The following is a 16,731-nucleotide window of genomic DNA, read 5'->3' as shown; positions in this document are numbered from 1 at the left end:
CGCGGCCCAACGTGGCCGCCTCCGATGGAGGCGCACCCGCATCCCGCTGGAGCCGGCAAAGGGGGACGGCGCGCCCCGGTGGAGAGGAAGGCGGCAGCGAAGACGGCCGGGAAGTCCGTCGGGAAGACCACGGCCCGCAAGGCCGTGAAAAAGGCCGTCCCCGGTGCCGATGTGGCGGAGCCGGGGCAGGTCGACAGGGAGGTCGTCGACAAGTCGACCGCCAGGAGAACCGCGGCCGGCGATCCCGCCGCCGAGGGGGCGGCTGTGGCCGCGAAGCAGACAGGAGCCAGGACGGTGGCAGCGAAGAAGACCGCGGGCAGGGCATCAGCCGCAGGCGGGAGCGCGGTGGCGGTGTCGACGACCCGTACGGTGGCCGCGACGCCGCCGGGCGAGCTGGCGGTCCGGCCCGGTGAGGACCCATGGACGCAGGAAGAGGTCGACGCGGCCAGGGCGGAGCTCGAGGGCGAGGCGACCCGGCTGACCGACGAGATCACCTCCTCGGAGGCGGCTCTGGCCGGGCTGATGCGGGACTCCGGCGACGGCGCCGGCGACGACGAGGCGGACACCGGGGCGAAGAACATCACCCGCGAGCACGAGATGGCGCTCGCGGCCAACGGCCGCGAGATGCTCGAGCAGACCGAGCGGGCGCTCCAGCGACTGGACACCGGGACGTACGGCCTCTGCGAGAGCTGTGGCAACCCGATCGGCAAGGCCCGCATGCAGGCGTTCCCGCGGGCGACCCTGTGCGTCGAGTGCAAGCAGAAGCAGGAACGCAGGGGCTGACCTGGCGGAGGCTTGCCGTACCCTCGTGCTCAGTCAGGCACCTAGGTTGAGGGACTCACGTGGCAGAGGCGGAGCGCATCATCGGTACGCCGGATGTTGACGACGAGGCTGCGGCGCCCGCCGAGCAGCCGAAGGGCCCACGCAAGATCGCGATGCTGTTCGCGGTGGCGCTCGTGGCCTACGTCCTCGACCTCGGCAGCAAGATGCTCGTGGTGGCCAAGCTGGAGCACCACGAGCCGATCGAGATCATCGGTGATCTGCTGAAGTTCGAGGCGGTCCGGAACCCGGGCGCCGCGTTCGGCATGGGCGAGGCCTTCACGATCATCTTCACCTTCATCGCCGCGACCGTGATCGTCGTGATCGTGCGCCTGGCCCGCAAGCTCTACAGCACTCCCTGGGCCGTCGCTCTCGGGCTGCTGCTGGGTGGGGCGCTCGGCAACCTCACGGACCGCATCTTCCGCTCGCCCGGCGTCTTCGAGGGCGCGGTCGTCGACTTCATCGCGCCCGCGCACTTCGCCGTCTTCAATCTCGCGGACTCGGCGATCGTGTGCGGCGGCATCCTCATCGTGCTGCTCTCCTTCAAGGGCCTCGACCCCGACGGGACGGTCCACAAGGACTGACAGGGCATACTCGACGGGTGAGTACGATTCCCGAGATCCGCACCCTGCCCGTACCCGACGGCCTGGAGGGCGAGCGCGTCGACGCCGCCATCTCCCGGATGTTCGGGTTCTCCCGTACGAAGGCGGCCGAGCTTGCCGCTGCCGGGAAGGTGCAGGTCGACGGCTCGGTCGTCGGCAAATCGGAACGTGTGCACGGCGGCGCCTGGCTCGAGGTCGAGATGCCCCAGGCACCCGCCCCCGTGCAGATCGTCGCCGAGCCGGTCGAGGGCATGGAGATCGTGCACGACGACGACGACATCGTCGTGATCGCCAAGCCCGTCGGCGTGGCCGCGCACCCGAGCCCCGGCTGGAGTGGCACCACCGTCATCGGCGGGCTCGCGGCGGCGGGCTACCGGATCTCCACCTCGGGGGCCTCCGAGCGGCAGGGCATCGTGCACCGTCTGGACGTGGGCACGTCAGGGCTGATGGTCGTCGCCAAGTCGGAGCGGGCGTACACCCTGCTGAAGCAGCAGTTCCGTGACCGCGTCGTCGACAAGCGCTACCACGCGTTGGTGCAGGGCCACCCCGATCCGATGAGCGGCACGATCGACGCGCCGATCGGTCGGCACCCCAGCCTCGACTACAAGTGGGCGGTCACCGCGGAGGGCAAGCCGTCGGTCACGCACTACGACCTGCTCGAGGCGTTCCGTGCGGCGTCGCTGCTCGACATCAAGCTGGAGACCGGCCGCACCCACCAGATCCGCGTACACATGTCGGCGCACCGCCACCCGTGCGTCGGTGACCTGACCTATGGCGCGGACCCGACGATGGCGAAGCGTCTCGGCCTGACCCGCCAGTGGCTGCACGCGGTGCGGCTGGGCTTCGAGCACCCCTCGGACGGGCAGTGGGTGCAGTTCGAGAGCACCTACCCGGACGATCTGCAGCAGGCGCTGGACCGGATCGCGGCGGAGAGCTCGTGAGCACCGCGGAGCACGTGACCGGCGTCACCGTGCGCGTCGCCGTCGGCCCCGCCGACCGTGAGGCGTGCTTCGCGGTCCGCAAGGAGGTCTTCGTCGCGGAGCAGCGGGTGCCCGAGGACATCGAGTACGACGCCTACGACGCGGAGGACGCGGACACCGTGCACGTCCTCGCGGTGGGCGCCGACGGCCGCGTGCTCGGCACCGGCCGGCTGCTGCACGGACCGGCCGCGGCCGCGAAGACCGGCGGCGACCCCACGGTCGGCTCACTCGGCCGGCTCGCGGTGACCAAGGCGGCGCGCGGTCTCGGCGTGGGCGTGGCGCTGGTCCGGGCGATCGAGGACGCGGCACGGGAGCGGGGCCTGGGCGCCGTCGACCTCCACGCGCAGACCCACGCCCGGGGCTTCTACGAGCGGCTCGGATACACGGCGTACGGCGCGGAGTTCCTGGACGCGGGCATTGCCCACCTGTCCATGCGGCGGCCGCTCCACGCTTCCTGACGAGGCGGCGGGGCGGGTGTCAGGGCCTGTTCCGGCGGCCCGCGTGGCACAGTTGAAGCCTTGATCGTGGGGGTTTCGCACCGCCGGAGGGCACACCGTGGACCAATTGGCGCTGCTCTTCGCGCTGTTGCTCGGAGCCGTGGTGACCGTACCGGTCGGGCAGCGGCTGGGACTGCCCCCGCCGGTGCTGATGACGCTGGCGGGGATCGTCCTCGCGTTCCTGCCCTTCGTGCCGAACGTCGAGCTGCCGCCCGAGTTCATTCTGCCGCTGTTGCTGCCGCCGCTGCTGTACGCGGCCGTGCAGCGCACCTCCTGGCGGCAGTTCACGGCCAATGTCCGGCCGATCCTTCTGCTCGCCGTCGCCCTCGTGTTCGTGACGACCGCGGCGGTGGCCGCTGTAGCCCACACCGTCGTGCCCGGTCTGCCGATCGCCGCCGCGGTGGCCTTGGGCGCGCTTGTGGCCCCGCCCGACCCGGTCGCGGCGACCGCGGTCGCAGGGTCGCTGGGGCTGCCGCGCCGGCTGGTCTCCATCCTCGAGGGCGAGGGCCTCTTCAACGACGTCACGGCCATCGTGCTGTACCACGTGGCCATCGCCGCCGCCGTGACCGGCACGTTCTCATGGCCCGTCGCCGCCGGTGAGCTCGTGCTCTCCGCCGTCGTCGCGCTGGCCGTGGGACTCGCTCTGGGCTGGCTCTCCAACAAGCTGATGGGCATGCTCGGCGACGCGACCCTGCAGATCGGGCTCACGATGATGGTGCCGTTCGTCAGCTATGTGCTGGCCGAGGAGCTGAAGGGCTCCGGGGTCCTGGCCGTCCTCGTCACCGCGCTCTTCCTCGCGGAACACGGAGCCGACGCCGACGATGTGATGGGACGCCTGGCGGGCAACACCTTCTGGCAGATCGTCGACACCCTCGTCACCGGGGTCGCGTTCGGACTCATCGGTCTTGAACTGCACAACGTCTTCGGCACCGCGGACGGGCGGGAGTGGCAGATGATCGGCTGGGGCGCGGCGGTCGTCGCGGTCGTGGTCGGCGTACGGCTGCTGTGGCTGCTGCCCGCGACCTGGCTCGCCAAGCGACTGCACACGCTGCGCGACATCGACGAGGAGATCCCCGTCAGCTGGCGCGAGACCGTCGTCATGTGGTGGTCGGGGATGCGGGGCGTGGCATCCGTCGCGCTGGCCCTCGCCATTCCGCTGAAGACGCAGGACGGCGCCGGTTTCCCGGGCCGGGAGGAGATCATCTTCATCGCCTTCTCCGTCATCCTGGGCACGCTCGTCGTGCAGGGCCTGACCCTGCCCTGGCTGGTGCAGCGGCTCGGGGTGCGGGCGGACACGGACACGGAGCGGAAGCTGGAGCACGGCCTGGCGATCCGGGTGGCGAAGGCGGCCAAGCGCCGGCTTCGGGAGATCGAGGAGGTGGAGGAACTGCCGGAGGACGTCAGCGAACGGCTGCTGCGTGGTGCGTACGAGATGGGGGCGCGCATCAGCCCCGAGATCGTGGACGACGAGCGTCGGGAGTGGTTCGCCAAGCGGGTGGACCGGATGCGGACGATCCAGCGCATTCAGCGGGAGATGATGTCGGCGGCGCGGCACGAGGTGCTGGCTGCGCGCAGTGAGCCGGGGGCGGATCCGGAGATCGTGGACCGGGTGCTGCGGCACCTGGACGTGCGCAGCCTGCGGTGACGTGCGGCGGGGCCGGCGTGGCCGCGCTGCGCGGGGCATTTGCCCCTCCCCCTGCGGCCTGGCGGCCGTGGGAGACCCCACTTCCCGAACCGGGGCAAGCCCCGGACCCCTACCGGGCTTCGCGCGGTGTCCTCAATCTCCCCCTACGGCCTGGCGCCGGTGGGTGGGGGTACGTCCCACGCCGCCAGGCGTAGGGGGGAGTGCCCCCGGACGGGCTGACCAAGTCAGCCCGTCCGGTGACCTAGGCCCGGGGGTCTGGTGGGCGTCCCCCATGCCGCCAGGCGTAGGAGGAGAAGCACCCGGCTACGGGTAGTGGGGGTCCCAGACGGCCGCCAGGCCGTAGGGGAAAGGGGTGGGGAACGGCTCCCCGGCGCGGAGACGGGTCAGCCGCGGCCCGTGCGTGGGGGCTCCACGGACGGCTCGCCGTCCAGCGCGTAGTCGCCCGCGTTGTTGCTGTGGATCTCCTCCGCGCGCAGCGGCCTGCCGCGGCCGGCCCCCGCGCCCGGCCACTGGCCGTCCGGCGGCAGTGACGCGGCCGACGTCATGATGCGCGGCAGGGCGTACGGATGCTTCTCGCACAGCCAGGCGATCATCTGCTCCCGCACGACACAGCGGGCCGTCCAGATGTCGTCCGCGTCCTTCGCGGTCACGACCACGCGCACCTCGATCGTGCTGGGCGTCGTGCCGGTGACGGCGAGGCTCCAGTCCCTGCCGTCCCAGGCCTTGCACTCGCCGAGGATCTCCTGCAGCTTCTCGCGCATCAGCGCGACCGGCGCCGAGTGGTCCAGGTGGAAGAAGACCGTCCCGGTCATCTGGACCCCGCCGCGCGACCAGTTCTCGAACGGCTTGCTCGTGAAGTACGACACAGGCATCGTGATGCGGCGCTCGTCCCACGTGCGGACGGCCAGGAACGTCAGCGTGACCTCCTCGACGACGCCCCACTCGCCGTCCACGACCACCGTGTCGCCGATGCGGACCATGTCGCCGAAGGCGATCTGGAAGCCGGCGAAGAGGTTTCCGAGCGTGGACTGCGCGGCGACACCGGCGACGATGCCGATGATGCCCGCGGAGGCGAGCATCGAGGCGCCGAACTTCTCCATGCCGGGGAACGTCAGCAGCATCGCCGCGGCGGCCACCACCGCGAGGACCGCCGTGACGATCCGCATGATCAAGGTGATCTGTGTCCGCACCCGGCGGACCCGGGCGGGATCGCGGGTCGAGGACGCGTAGCGGGCGTAGGACGACTCGACGACCGCCGAGACGATCCGCGTGACCAGCCACGCGACCGAGCCGATCATCACCAGTGAGAGCACGTGGCCGATGCCGGTTTCGTGGCGCTGGACGAGCGACCAGTGCGTCTCGCGGTAGCCGGCTCGCAGCAGTGCTCCGAGGAGCACGACCTGCAGCGGCAGGCGGCATCGGCGCAGCATGCCCCACAGCGGTGTCTCGGGGTGGCGTTCGTCCGCGCGGCGCAGCAGACGGTCGACAGCCCAGCCGAGAACCAGTGTGAGCAGGACCGCTCCACCGATGACGGCCAACGGGCGCAAGGCGTTCTCCATGTCTCCGTAACTCCTGACGGCGAAGGCGGCTGGCAGGATGGCCGGATGAACATCATCCTTTTCCATTCGACCTTCGGTCTGCGTCCGGCGGTGCACGCCGCCGCGGACCGCCTGCGTGCCGCCGGGCACGAGGTTCGCGTGCCCGACCTGTTCGACGGGCAAACCGCCGAGACCGTGGAGGAGGGCAAGGAGCTCAGGGAGGCTGTCGGCACGGACGAATTGCTGCGGCGTGCGATCCACGCCGCGGCGCCCCATTCCGACCAGGGCCTTGTCTACGCCGGGTTCTCGCTCGGCGGCGCGGTGGCACAGAACCTGGCGCTCGGCGACGAGAAGGCGCGTGGGCTGCTGCTTCTGCACGGCACCTCCGACATCGCGGAGGGCGCGCGGGCGGACGACCTGCCCGTGCAGCTGCACGTCGCCAGTCCCGACCCCTTCGAGCCCGACGACTGGCTGAACACCTGGTACCTGCGGATGCAGCAGGCGGGTGCGGACGTGGAGGTCCACCGTTACCCGGGTGCCGGGCATCTCTACACCGACCCCGAACTGCCGGACTACGACGAGGAAGCGGCCGAGCAGACCTGGCGAACGGCGCTGGGGTTCCTCGACTCGCTCTGAGCGGCAGCGGGGCGGCAGACGGAACCGCCCGGCACGCTCGTGGCGCGCCGGGCGGCGGGGGTCCCCGGCGGTCGGTCAGCCGCGGTAGGCCGCCCAGTGGTCCTTCATCCGCTGCACCTGGCCCGAGGTGAACTGGTACATGCAGGCGTCGTACGTGTAGTCCATGAAGTTGTGGATCGGGTCCGCGCCGGTCTTGTTGGCGCAGGTGTCGCGGCCGGTCGGGCAGGCGTACGCGGGGCTCTTCTCGGCCGGGGTGTCGGTCACGTAGTCGCCGTTGCCGTTACAGCCGCCCTGGAAGGTGTGGTACAGGCCCATCCAGTGGCCGACTTCGTGGGTGGCGGTGTCGCCCTCGTCGTAGTTGGTGGAGGAGCCGCCGGGCAGCGAGGCGTCGAGGACCACCACACCGTCCATGGACGGGCTGGAGTTGTAGGAGGACGGGAAGGTCGCCCAGCCGAGCAGGCCGCCGCCGAGTTTGGCCGTGTAGAAGTTGAGCGCGCCGGCGTCGCCCTTGCGCAGCGTGGACTTCATCTGCTTCTCGGCGGTGGAACCCGAGGACAGGTTGTACCAGGAGGCGTTGTCCGTGTAGTCGGTGCCGGCCAGCGTGAACTGGAAGCCGGAGTCGACGTTTCCGGTGCCCTGGCCGGCGTAGGCCGCGTTGAGTACCGCGAGCTGGCTGTTGATCTGGGCGCTGGAGAGCTTGCCGGTCTCGCCGTCGTGGATGACGTGGAAGTAGACCGGGATGCTGGTCGCGGCGGCGGCCTGGATGCCGGGGCCGCTCGTGCGGGCGGCGTTCAGTCTCTTCTTCAGGTCCGCGTCCATGGCCTTGGCCTTGGCCTCGGAGATCTCGTTGGGCTCGTGTGCGTGACCCGCGCCGGGGCGCGTCTCACGTGCGGCGGCGTTCGCCTGGGTGTCCTCCGCGCAGTCCTCTGCGGTGGAAGAAGCGGCCGTCGCGGGCGACTTGGCGACGGCGACGCTGCCGGGAGCGGAGAGCGGGGCGAGGGCCAGGGTTCCGGCCATGATCGCCGTACCGACCGCACGGTGGCGCAGTCGGGGGGATATACGGACAAGAGCGCGCATTACGTCTCCTCAGCGGGGGGTTGCGTGGGGCCTTTCCTGGCCACCGCGGGGAGATTACGCGTGCATGTCAGATCTTGATGAGAACCCTTCAGGCCCAATCAATCCAAGGGTGATTACGGACATCGGGGAGAAAGGTTTCGGTCATGTCCGGGGTCTGAGATCTGCGAGTAACGAAAGCAGTGACGACGACGGGTGGTGTGTCCGCATTCACGGTGCGGAACACACCACCCGTCGTAGCGATGTGATCTTCTGTTAACAGAGTGGCAAGTGGCTGAAAATAACCCCTAGCGCACCGGCTGGTTCACGCGCTCGACCTTCTGCGTTCCACTGAGCGTCCGGTAGGAACGGGACCACGCGGACGTTGCGTCCTGCTTCGTCCGGTCGGAGATCGTGTAGTAGTCCATCTGCGAGCGCTCGGCGGTGACGTCCAGCACGCCGTAGCCGTGCCCGTCCATGTCCACCCACTTCACATGGCGGTTGGCCGCACGCACGGCCGCCGACGCGACCAGCGAGACGGTCCTCGGCGCCACGTGGAGGATGTCGTCCAGGTTGTCGGAGCTGACCGACGTCACCACGAACTCCGTCGCGGCGGAGCGCGACAGCGGGTACGTCGCCGCCTTGACCGGGACGTCGTTCGCCCACGCCATGTGGATGTCGCCGGTGAGGAAGACCGTGTTCCCGATGCCGTGCTGCGTCAGATGCGTCAGCAGCTCCTTGCGGTCGTCCGTGTAGCCGTCCCACTGGTCGACGTTGACGGCAAGCCCCTCCTTGGGCAGCCCCATCAATTCGGCCAGGGGCGCCAGCAGATGGGCGGGAAGCGAGCCGAAGGCCACCGGCGAGATCATCACCGAGGTGCCCACCAGCTGCCACGACGCGTCCGAGGCCGAGAGCCCCGCCTTCAGCCAGTCCAGCTGCGCCCGGCCCGTCAGCGAGCGGTCCGGGTCGTCGACGTCGCCGTTGCCTATGCCCGTCTGCTGGGAGCGGAACGACCGCAGGTCCAGCAGGTGCAGATCGGCCAGCCTGCCGAAGCGGAGCCTGCGATAGACGGTGCCCTCGGTCGAGGCGCGGACCGGCATCCACTCGAAGTACGCCTGCTTGGCCGCGGCCGTCCTGGCGGCCCACTCGCCCTCGGCGCCGGGTGTGTGGTTCTCCGCACCGCCGGTCCAGGCGTCGTTGGCGAACTCGTGGTCGTCCCATATCGCGACCACCGGGTGCGCGGCGTGCATCGCCTGCAGATCGGGGTCCGTCTTGTAAGTGGCGTGCCGCAGCCGGTAGTCGGCGAGCGTGACGATCTCGTGCCGCGGCTCGTGCTGCCGTACGACGTACTCCTCCGCGGGGTAGCCGCCGGTCGCGTACTCGTATATGTAGTCGCCGAGATGCAGGACCGCGTCGAGATCGGTGCGGGCCGCCAGGTGACGGTAGGCGGAGAACCAGCCGGCCTCCCAGTTGGCGCACGACACCACGCCGAAGCGCACGCCGGGCGTGGCCGCGTCCGCGGCGGGCGCGGTGCGGGTGCGTGCGACGGGGGAGACGGCGGCGCCGGCGGTGAAGCGGTAGAAGTAGGAGCTCCCAGGGCGCAGGCCGCGCACATCCACCTTGACGGTGTGGTCGGAGGCCGCCTTCGAGGTGGCGGTGCCGCGTGCGACGATCCGGGCGAACCCCCGGTCCTCCGCGACCTCCCAGGCGACGTCGGTGTCGGCGCCCCTGCCGGAGCCGGGTATCGCGTCGGCGCTCGGGGTGACGCGGGTCCACAGGAGTACGCCGTCGGGCAACGGGTCGCCCGAGGCGGTGCCGTGGAGAAAAGCGGGGCCCTGGTCCGCCGCTGTGGCGGGGGAGGCGAGGGAGCCGAGAACGGGTGCGGCGACGGCGGTGGCGGCAGCGGCTCTGACGACCGTGCGGCGACTGGGAGTTGAGGAAAATCGACTGGTCACGGCCGATCAGACTACTGACCAGTACGCCGAATGGGCGGGCGAACCGGGAAAGTTCGCCCGCCCATTCGAAGCGGTAAACCGGAGCGTTGCCCTCCTGACCGCCGGCGGCAGCCGAGCGGAGGGCGGCGATCAGCCGGTGAGCGCCTTGTCGATCGCCGTGGTGAACTGCTCGACCGTCATGGGCGCGTTGTCGCTGCCCTCCGCGGTGACCTTCTTGCCGTCCATCATCAGCGTCGGCGTGCCCTGGACGCCGCTCTTGTCGAACGTCTCCGACATCTTCATCGCCCAGGCGTCGAACGTCCCGTTCTCGACGTTCTTCTTGAACTCGGCATTGCTCTTGAGAGCGGGGACCGAGTCGGCGACCTCGAGGAGGTAGGAGTCCTTGGCGAACTTGTCGTCGTTCTCCTCGGGGTGGAACTCGGCGGAGTAGAGCGCCGACTTGTACGCGAGGAAGGCGTCAGGGCTCACGTTCAGCGCCGCGCCGAGCGCGCTGAGCGCGTTCTTGGAGCCCTCGCCGTTGGTGGCGTTGTCGATGAAGGTGGCGCCGACGTACTTGATCTTGTACTTGCCGGCGTCGACGTCCTTGTCGACCGTCTCGCCGACCGCCTGCTCGAAGGTCGCGCACACCGGGCAGCGCGAGTCCTCGTACAGCTCCAGGGTCTTCTTCGCGCTGTCCTTGCCGATGACGACGGTCGTGCCGTTCTTGCCGTCGGTGTTCTTCGGTGCGGTGACGTTCGACTCCTTGGCCACCGATTCCCAGTGGCCCGGCTTGTTCGCCTGCATGATGCCGTAGCCGACACCGCCGGCGACCGCCAGCACCACGATCACCGAACCGATGACGACCAGCTGCCGGCGGACCTTGTCCTTCTTGGCCTGGCGCTCGCGCTCCTGGCGCATCCGCTCGCGGGCCGCCGCCTTGTTGGCCTGGCTGTTGCGCTTGCTCATGATCATTCACTCCGTGCGGGGACGTAAAAGAAGGAAGGGGACTCGCGGTTCAGGCGCAGAGCGCGACCGAACGCGGTGGTCCCCTCCGTCCCACGGAGTGCACCAGCAGACGGGTACGGGAAGAGCGGGGCGCGTACTGCTCCGGGAACCGCGCCCGGCGCCGGGGCCCGGGGGCATGCACCGCGGCGACCGCCAAGAGGAGCGGCCGGAAAGCGAACGTGCCCACCGCGCGCACCAGCGATGCCAGGGCCGACTCACCGCGCCGCAGCCACGCCGCCGCCAGCAGGCCGACCGCGACATGGACAGCGAGCAGCAGCCAGGGCTGGGCGGGGTCGGGTGTGCTGAGCAGGGCCGCGAGCCCCTCCTGGTCGGCGGGCGCGGAGACACCTGGCAGCGCCGAGCCGACCTCGCCTCCGCAGAGCACGTCGAAGCCGAACGACCGCAGCGAACCGGCGACCGGTCCGCCCGCCGGGCCGTAACAGACGTGCTGGCCGGTGGTAAAAACCGTGTCCGCGGCAAGCTCCAGTGGGATCAGCAGTCCGGCTATGCGCCAGAACCCCCGCTCGCGGCCCGCCAGCGCGAAGGCCACGGCGAAGACCGCGGCGGCGAGGGCGGCGACGGTGGCCAGCGGCAGGGGAGCGCGGGAGAGCAGCACATGGGCGGCGGCGGACAGCGTCACGACCAGGGCCGTGAAGATCGCTGCCCGCAGTGCTCTGAGCTGCGTCCCGGACATGTCCATCGCCGCCGAGTGTGTCATGCGTTTCTTAAGAGGCTCTTAAAGAGGTCCACAGGTCCCGCGACGGGGCCCCGGCCACCGGCTAGAGGCCCGGGATCCGGCCGTTGCGGAACAGGTCGACGAAGATCTGGTGGTCGGCCCGCGCCCTGGCGCCGTAGCTGTGCGCGAAGTCGACGAGCAGATCGCCGAAGCCCTCCTCGTCCGCCGCGATGGCCGCGTCGATGGCCCGCTCCGTGGAGAAGGGCACCAGCGAGTGGCCGCTCTCGTCGTCCGCCGCCGAGTGCATCGTCGCCGTCGCCCGGCCGAGGTCGGCGACGACCGCCGCGATCTCCTCCGTGTCGTCGATGTCGGACCAGTCCAGATCCACCGCGTACGGCGAGACCTCGGCGACCAGCTGACCGGAGCCGTCCAGCTCGGTCCAGCCGAGCCACGGGTCGGCGTGGGCCTGGAGAGCGCGCTGGGAGATCACCGTGCGGTGACCCTCGTGCTGGAAGTAGCCCCGCACCTTGGGGTCGGTGATGTGCCGGGAGGCCGCAGGGGTCTGCGCCTGCTTCATGTAGATCACCACATCGTTCTCGAGGGCGTCGCTGTTGCCCTCCAGCAGGATGTTGTACGACGGCAGGCCGGCCGAGCCGATGCCGATGCCGCGGCGGCCCACGACGTCCTTGACCCGGTAGGAGTCCGGGCGGGTCAGGCTCGAGTCGGGCAGCGTCTCCAGATAGCCGTCGAAGGCGGCCAGCACCTTGTACCGGGTGGCCGCGTCCAGCTCGATCGAACCGCCGCCCGAGGCGAACCGGCGCTCGAAGTCACGGATCTCCGTCATCGAGTCCAGCAGCGAGAACCGGGTCAGCGAGCGGGCCACACGCAGGGCTCCGAGCAGCGGTCCGTCCGCGGTGTCCAGGGTGAACGGCGGCAGCTCGGACATGTCGCCGCTCTTGACGCCGGTCGCCAGGGCGTGGATGCGCTCCCGGTACGCGGCGGCGCAGATCCGCACCAGCTCGGTGATCTGGTCGTCGCTCAGCGCCTTGGTGTAGCCGATCAGGGCCAGCGAGGCGGCCAGCCGCCTGAGGTCCCAGGTGAACGGACCGACATAGGCCTCGTCGAAGTCGTTGACATTGAAGATCAGCCGGCCGTTGGCGTCCATGTAGGTGCCGAAGTTCTCCGCGTGAAGATCGCCGTGGATCCACACCCGGCCGGTCCGCTCGTCGAGGAACGGGCCACCGTGCTGCTCCTGCTCCAGGTCCTTGTAGAACAGGCACGCCGTGCCCCGGTAGAAGGCGAACGCCGACGCGGCCATCTTGCGGAACTTGACCCGGAAGGCGGCCGGGTCGGCGGCCAGGAGCTCGCCGAAGGCGGTCTCGAAAACGGCGAGGATCTCCTCGCCGCGCTGCTCGGCGGTGTGCTGCGTGACCGGCATCGGGGGGTGCCTCCTGGTGCATGGCATACGGGACAGCGTTTCCGCCCCCTCCAACGCATGAAGGTCCGCGGGAGTGCCCGCCCGGCGCCCCCCGGCCGCCCCCTCCCGGAGGGGCGGCGCCCCGCGGTTTTGCCACCGGGGTGTCAGTGGGGCGACGTAGACTTCCACGCTGTCCCCCAGACTGCCCGCAGCCTGGCGCCAACTGTTCTTCGGAGGCCCGCCGCCGTGACCAAGCCGCCCTTCACGCACCTTCACGTACACACCCAGTACTCGCTGCTGGACGGTGCCGCGCGGCTCAAGGACATGTTCGAGGCGTGCAACGAGATGGGCATGTCGCACATCGCCATGTCCGACCACGGAAACCTCCACGGGGCGTACGACTTCTTCCACTCCGCGAAGAAGGCCGGAGTGACGCCGATCATCGGCATCGAGGCCTATGTCGCGCCCGAGTCCCGGCGGAACAAGCGCAAGATCCAGTGGGGCCAGCCGCACCAGAAGCGGGACGACGTCTCCGGCTCCGGCGGTTACACCCACAAGACCATCTGGGCGGCGAACGCGACCGGCCTGCACAACCTGTTCCGCCTCTCCTCCGACGCGTACGCGGAGGGCTGGCTGCAGAAGTGGCCGCGGATGGACAAGGAGACCATCTCCAAGTGGTCGGAAGGGCTGATCGCCTCCACCGGCTGCCCCTCGGGCGAGCTGCAGACGAGGCTGCGCCTCGGCCAGTTCGACGAGGCCCTGAAGTCCGCCTCCGAGTACCAGGACATCTTCGGCAAGGACCGGTACTTCCTGGAGCTGATGGACCACGGCATCGAGATCGAGCGCCGCGTCCGCGACGGGCTGCTGGAGATCGGCAAGAAGCTGGGCATCCCGCCCCTGGTGACGAACGACTCCCACTACACGTACGCGCACGAGGCGACCGCCCACGACGCGCTGCTGTGCATCCAGACCGGAAAGAACCTCTCCGACCCCGACCGCTTCAAGTTCGACGGCACCGGCTACTACCTGAAGTCGACCGACGAGATGTACGCGATCGACTCCTCGGACGCCTGGCAGGAGGGCTGCCGCAACACCCTGCTGGTGGCCCAGCAGGTCGACACCGCCGGCATGTTCGAGAAGCGCGACCTCATGCCGAAGTTCGACATCCCCGAGGGCCACACCGAGGTCACATGGTTCAAGGAGGAAGTGCGGCGGGGCATGCAGCGCCGCTACCCCGGCGGCATCCCCGAGGACCGCCAGAAGCAGGTCGAGTACGAGATGGACGTCATCATCCAGATGGGGTTCCCGGGGTACTTCCTCGTCGTCGCCGACTTCATCATGTGGGCCAAGAACCAGGGCATCGCGGTCGGCCCCGGCCGAGGCTCCGCGGCCGGTTCGATCGTCGCGTACGCCATGGGCATCACCGACCTCGACCCGATCCCGCACGGCCTGATCTTCGAGCGGTTCCTCAACCCCGAGCGCGTCTCCATGCCCGATGTCGACATCGACTTCGACGAGCGCAGGCGCGTCGAGGTGATCAGGTACGTGACGGAGAAGTACGGCGCCGACAAGGTCGCCATGATCGGCACCTACGGCAAGATCAAGGCGAAGAACGCCATCAAGGACTCCGCCCGCGTCCTCGGCTACCCGTACGCGATGGGCGACCGGCTCACCAAGGCCATGCCCGCCGACGTCCTCGGCAAGGGCATCGACCTCAACGGCATCACCGACCCCTCGCACCCGCGCTACAGCGAGGCCGGCGAGATCCGCGGGATGTACGAGAACGAACCGGACGTGAAGGAGGTCATCGACACCGCCAAGGGTGTCGAGGGCCTGGTCCGGCAGATGGGCGTGCACGCCGCCGGCGTGATCATGTCCAGCGAGACCATCACCGAGCATGTCCCTGTGTGGGTCAGGCACACCGACGGTGTGACCATCACCCAGTGGGACTACCCGCAGTGCGAGTCGCTCGGGCTGCTGAAGATGGACTTCCTCGGCCTGCGCAACCTCACGATCATGGACGACGCCATCAAGATGGTGAAGTCCAACAAGGGCATCGACCTGGAGATGCTCTCCCTCCCGCTCGACGACCCCAAGACCTTCGAACTGCTCCAGCGCGGCGACACCCTCGGTGTCTTCCAGTTCGACGGTGGACCCATGCGGTCCCTGCTGCGGCTGATGAAGCCCGACAACTTCGAAGACATCTCCGCCGTGTCCGCGCTCTACCGCCCGGGCCCGATGGGCATGAACTCCCACACGAACTACGCGCTGCGCAAGAACAAGCAGCAGGAGATCACGCCGATCCACCCGGAGCTGGAGGAGCCGCTCGAAGAGGTCCTCGCGGTCACCTACGGGCTGATCGTCTACCAGGAGCAGGTCCAGAAGGCCGCCCAGATCATCGCCGGGTACTCGCTCGGCGAGGCCGACATCCTGCGCCGCGTCATGGGCAAGAAGAAGCCCGACGAGCTGGCGAAGAACTTCGTCCTCTTCCAGAAGGGCGCCCGGGAGAAGGGCTACAGCGACGAAGCCATCCAGGCCCTGTGGGACGTGCTGGTCCCCTTCGCCGGATACGCGTTCAACAAGGCGCACTCCGCCGCCTACGGCCTCGTCTCCTACTGGACGGCGTACCTCAAGGCCAACCACCCCGCCGAGTACATGGCGGCGCTGCTCACCTCGGTCAAGGACGACAAGGACAAGTCGGCCGTCTATCTGAACGAGTGCCGCCGCATGGGCATCAAGGTGCTGCCGCCCAATGTGAACGAGTCCATGTCGAACTTCGCCGCACAGGGCGACGACGTGATCCTCTTCGGCCTCACCGCCGTGCGCAACGTCGGCCAGAACGTGGTCGAGTCGATCATCAAGTCGCGCAAGGCCAAGGGGAAGTACAGCTCCTTCCCCGACTTCCTCGACAAGGTCGAGGCCGTCGTCTGCAACAAGCGGACCATCGAGTCGCTCATCAAAGCCGGGGCCTTCGACGAGATGGGCCACACCCGCAAGGGCCTGGTCGCCCATCACGAGCCGATGATCGACAACGTGGTGGCCGTCAAGCGCAAGGAGGCGGAGGGCCAGTTCGACCTCTTCGGCGGCATGGGCGAGGAGGAGAGCGACGAGCCGGGCTTCGGGCTCGACGTCGAGTTCTCCGACGTCGAATGGGACAAGTCGTATCTCCTCGCGCAGGAGCGCGAGATGCTGGGACTGTACGTCTCCGACCACCCGCTCTTCGGTATCGAGCACGTCCTGTCGGACAAGACGGACGCCGCCATCTCCCAGCTCACCGGCGGTGAGCACGCGGACGGCGCGGTCGTCACCATCGGCGGCATCATCTCCGGTCTTCAGCGCAAGATGACCAAGCAGGGCAACGCCTGGGCCATCGCCACCGTCGAGGACCTCGCCGGCTCCATCGAGTGCATGTTCTTCCCGGCGACGTACCAGTTGGTGTCGACGCAGCTCGTGGAGGACACGGTGGTCTTCGTCAAGGGGCGGCTCGACAAGCGGGAGGACATCCCGCGGCTGGTGGCGATGGAGCTGATGGTCCCCGACCTCTCGTCCGCCGGCACCAACGCTCCGGTGGTCGTGACCATCCCGACCGTCAAGGTCACCCCGCCGATGGTGAGCCGGCTCGGCGAGATCCTCAGCCACCACAAGGGCAACACCGAAGTGCGGATCAAGCTCCAGGGCCCCCGCAAGACCACGGTGCTCCGGCTCGACCGGCATCGCGTCCAGCCGGACCCCGCGCTCTTCGGCGACCTCAAGGTCCTGCTCGGCCCGTCCTGTCTGGCGGGCTGACCGGCTCCGGCTGACGCCCGCCGCACGCCTCACATCTCACGCAGAAGGGGCGGGGCCCGGGGGACCGGGGGGGCCCGGCTGGGCGTTCCCGGCAATGTGGTGGGGGCCCAGCGGGGCGGGGAGTTGTGGGGGAAGCGCTTTTT

13 protein-coding genes are annotated in these 16,731 nt (G+C 69.4%); 7 read left to right on the top strand and 6 right to left on the bottom strand.

Annotated elements, in window-relative coordinates:
* Positions 1-24 precede the first annotated feature (24 nt).
* The 5 genes from ABZ070_RS26030 (at position 25) to ABZ070_RS26010 (ending at position 4,543) form a co-directional block, all read left to right on the top strand.
* Entirely contained in the window at positions 25-783 is a 759-nt protein-coding gene (locus ABZ070_RS26030) for a TraR/DksA family transcriptional regulator (RefSeq protein WP_356637753.1), read from the top strand.
* A gap of 59 nt (positions 784-842) precedes the next feature.
* The gene (gene lspA, locus ABZ070_RS26025; RefSeq protein WP_356637751.1) at positions 843-1,403 is read left to right on the top strand and encodes a signal peptidase II; all 561 of its coding nucleotides are present in this window, start codon (positions 843-845) and stop codon (positions 1,401-1,403) included.
* 17 nt (positions 1,404-1,420) lie between these two features.
* Complete coding sequence (locus ABZ070_RS26020; RefSeq protein ID WP_356637750.1) at positions 1,421-2,362, top strand: RluA family pseudouridine synthase; 942 nt, start codon at positions 1,421-1,423, stop codon at positions 2,360-2,362.
* Positions 2,359-2,859, top strand: coding sequence for a GNAT family N-acetyltransferase (locus ABZ070_RS26015; protein WP_356637749.1), 501 nt, complete (start codon positions 2,359-2,361; stop codon positions 2,857-2,859). Before ABZ070_RS26020 ends, ABZ070_RS26015 begins: the two co-directional genes overlap by 4 nt.
* 97 nt (positions 2,860-2,956) lie before the next feature.
* A complete protein-coding gene (locus tag ABZ070_RS26010; protein WP_356637748.1) occupies positions 2,957-4,543 on the top strand; it encodes a Na+/H+ antiporter in 1,587 nt (528 codons plus the stop codon).
* Between the two features lie 383 nt (positions 4,544-4,926).
* Here ABZ070_RS26010 and ABZ070_RS26005 read toward each other — a convergent pair whose 3' ends face one another.
* Positions 4,927-6,102: a mechanosensitive ion channel domain-containing protein gene (locus ABZ070_RS26005; protein ID WP_356637747.1), complete on the bottom strand. Its 1,176-nt coding sequence runs from the start codon at positions 6,100-6,102 to the stop codon at positions 4,927-4,929.
* A 45-nt stretch (positions 6,103-6,147) separates the two neighbouring features.
* On the opposite strand from ABZ070_RS26005, the gene ABZ070_RS26000 reads away from it, so the two are divergent.
* Positions 6,148-6,717, top strand: coding sequence for a dienelactone hydrolase family protein (locus tag ABZ070_RS26000; RefSeq protein ID WP_356637746.1), 570 nt, complete (start codon positions 6,148-6,150; stop codon positions 6,715-6,717).
* A gap of 75 nt (positions 6,718-6,792) precedes the next feature.
* Here the strand turns inward: ABZ070_RS26000 and ABZ070_RS25995 are convergent, their stop codons facing one another.
* The 5 genes from ABZ070_RS25995 to ABZ070_RS25975 form a co-directional block, all read right to left on the bottom strand.
* Complete coding sequence (locus ABZ070_RS25995; RefSeq protein ID WP_356637745.1) at positions 6,793-7,794, bottom strand: zinc metalloprotease; 1,002 nt, start codon at positions 7,792-7,794, stop codon at positions 6,793-6,795.
* 284 nt (positions 7,795-8,078) lie between these two features.
* Positions 8,079-9,725 carry an alkaline phosphatase D family protein gene (locus ABZ070_RS25990; protein WP_356637744.1) on the bottom strand — a complete coding sequence of 549 codons (1,647 nt, stop codon included), beginning with the start codon at positions 9,723-9,725 and terminating at the stop codon, positions 8,079-8,081.
* Positions 9,726-9,854: 129 nt separating this feature from the next.
* Complete coding sequence (locus tag ABZ070_RS25985; protein WP_356637743.1) at positions 9,855-10,670, bottom strand: DsbA family protein; 816 nt, start codon at positions 10,668-10,670, stop codon at positions 9,855-9,857.
* A gap of 49 nt (positions 10,671-10,719) precedes the next feature.
* Positions 10,720-11,409, bottom strand: coding sequence for a hypothetical protein (locus ABZ070_RS25980; RefSeq protein ID WP_356637752.1), 690 nt, complete (start codon positions 11,407-11,409; stop codon positions 10,720-10,722).
* A 79-nt stretch (positions 11,410-11,488) separates the two neighbouring features.
* Complete coding sequence (locus ABZ070_RS25975; protein ID WP_356637742.1) at positions 11,489-12,823, bottom strand: DUF2252 domain-containing protein; 1,335 nt, start codon at positions 12,821-12,823, stop codon at positions 11,489-11,491.
* Positions 12,824-13,048: 225 nt separating this feature from the next.
* On the opposite strand from ABZ070_RS25975, the gene dnaE reads away from it, so the two are divergent.
* Positions 13,049-16,588, top strand: a complete 3,540-nt coding sequence (gene dnaE / locus ABZ070_RS25970) for a DNA polymerase III subunit alpha (protein ID WP_356637741.1) — start codon at positions 13,049-13,051, stop codon at positions 16,586-16,588.
* Positions 16,589-16,731: the final 143 nt, after the last annotated feature.

Origin of the sequence: Streptomyces sp. NPDC006283 (genome assembly GCF_040613325.1) — a bacterium.
Classification (GTDB): Bacteria; Actinomycetota; Actinomycetes; order Streptomycetales; family Streptomycetaceae; genus Streptomyces.
Note: the sequence above shows the minus strand (reverse complement) of the source record. Positions and strands in the feature narration are given on the sequence as shown.

Coding starts and splice junctions, on each gene's coding strand:
- ABZ070_RS26030 (WP_356637753.1), top strand. CDS start 25: ATGGAGGCGCACCCGCATCCCGCTGGAGCCGGCAAAGGGGGACGGCGC.
- ABZ070_RS26005 (WP_356637747.1), bottom strand. CDS start 6,102: ATGGAGAACGCCTTGCGCCCGTTGGCCGTCATCGGTGGAGCGGTCCTG.
- ABZ070_RS26000 (WP_356637746.1), top strand. CDS start 6,148: ATGAACATCATCCTTTTCCATTCGACCTTCGGTCTGCGTCCGGCGGTG.
- ABZ070_RS25995 (WP_356637745.1), bottom strand. CDS start 7,794: ATGCGCGCTCTTGTCCGTATATCCCCCCGACTGCGCCACCGTGCGGTC.
- ABZ070_RS25985 (WP_356637743.1), bottom strand. CDS start 10,670: ATGAGCAAGCGCAACAGCCAGGCCAACAAGGCGGCGGCCCGCGAGCGG.
- ABZ070_RS25980 (WP_356637752.1), bottom strand. CDS start 11,409: ATGGACATGTCCGGGACGCAGCTCAGAGCACTGCGGGCAGCGATCTTC.
- ABZ070_RS25975 (WP_356637742.1), bottom strand. CDS start 12,823: ATGCCGGTCACGCAGCACACCGCCGAGCAGCGCGGCGAGGAGATCCTC.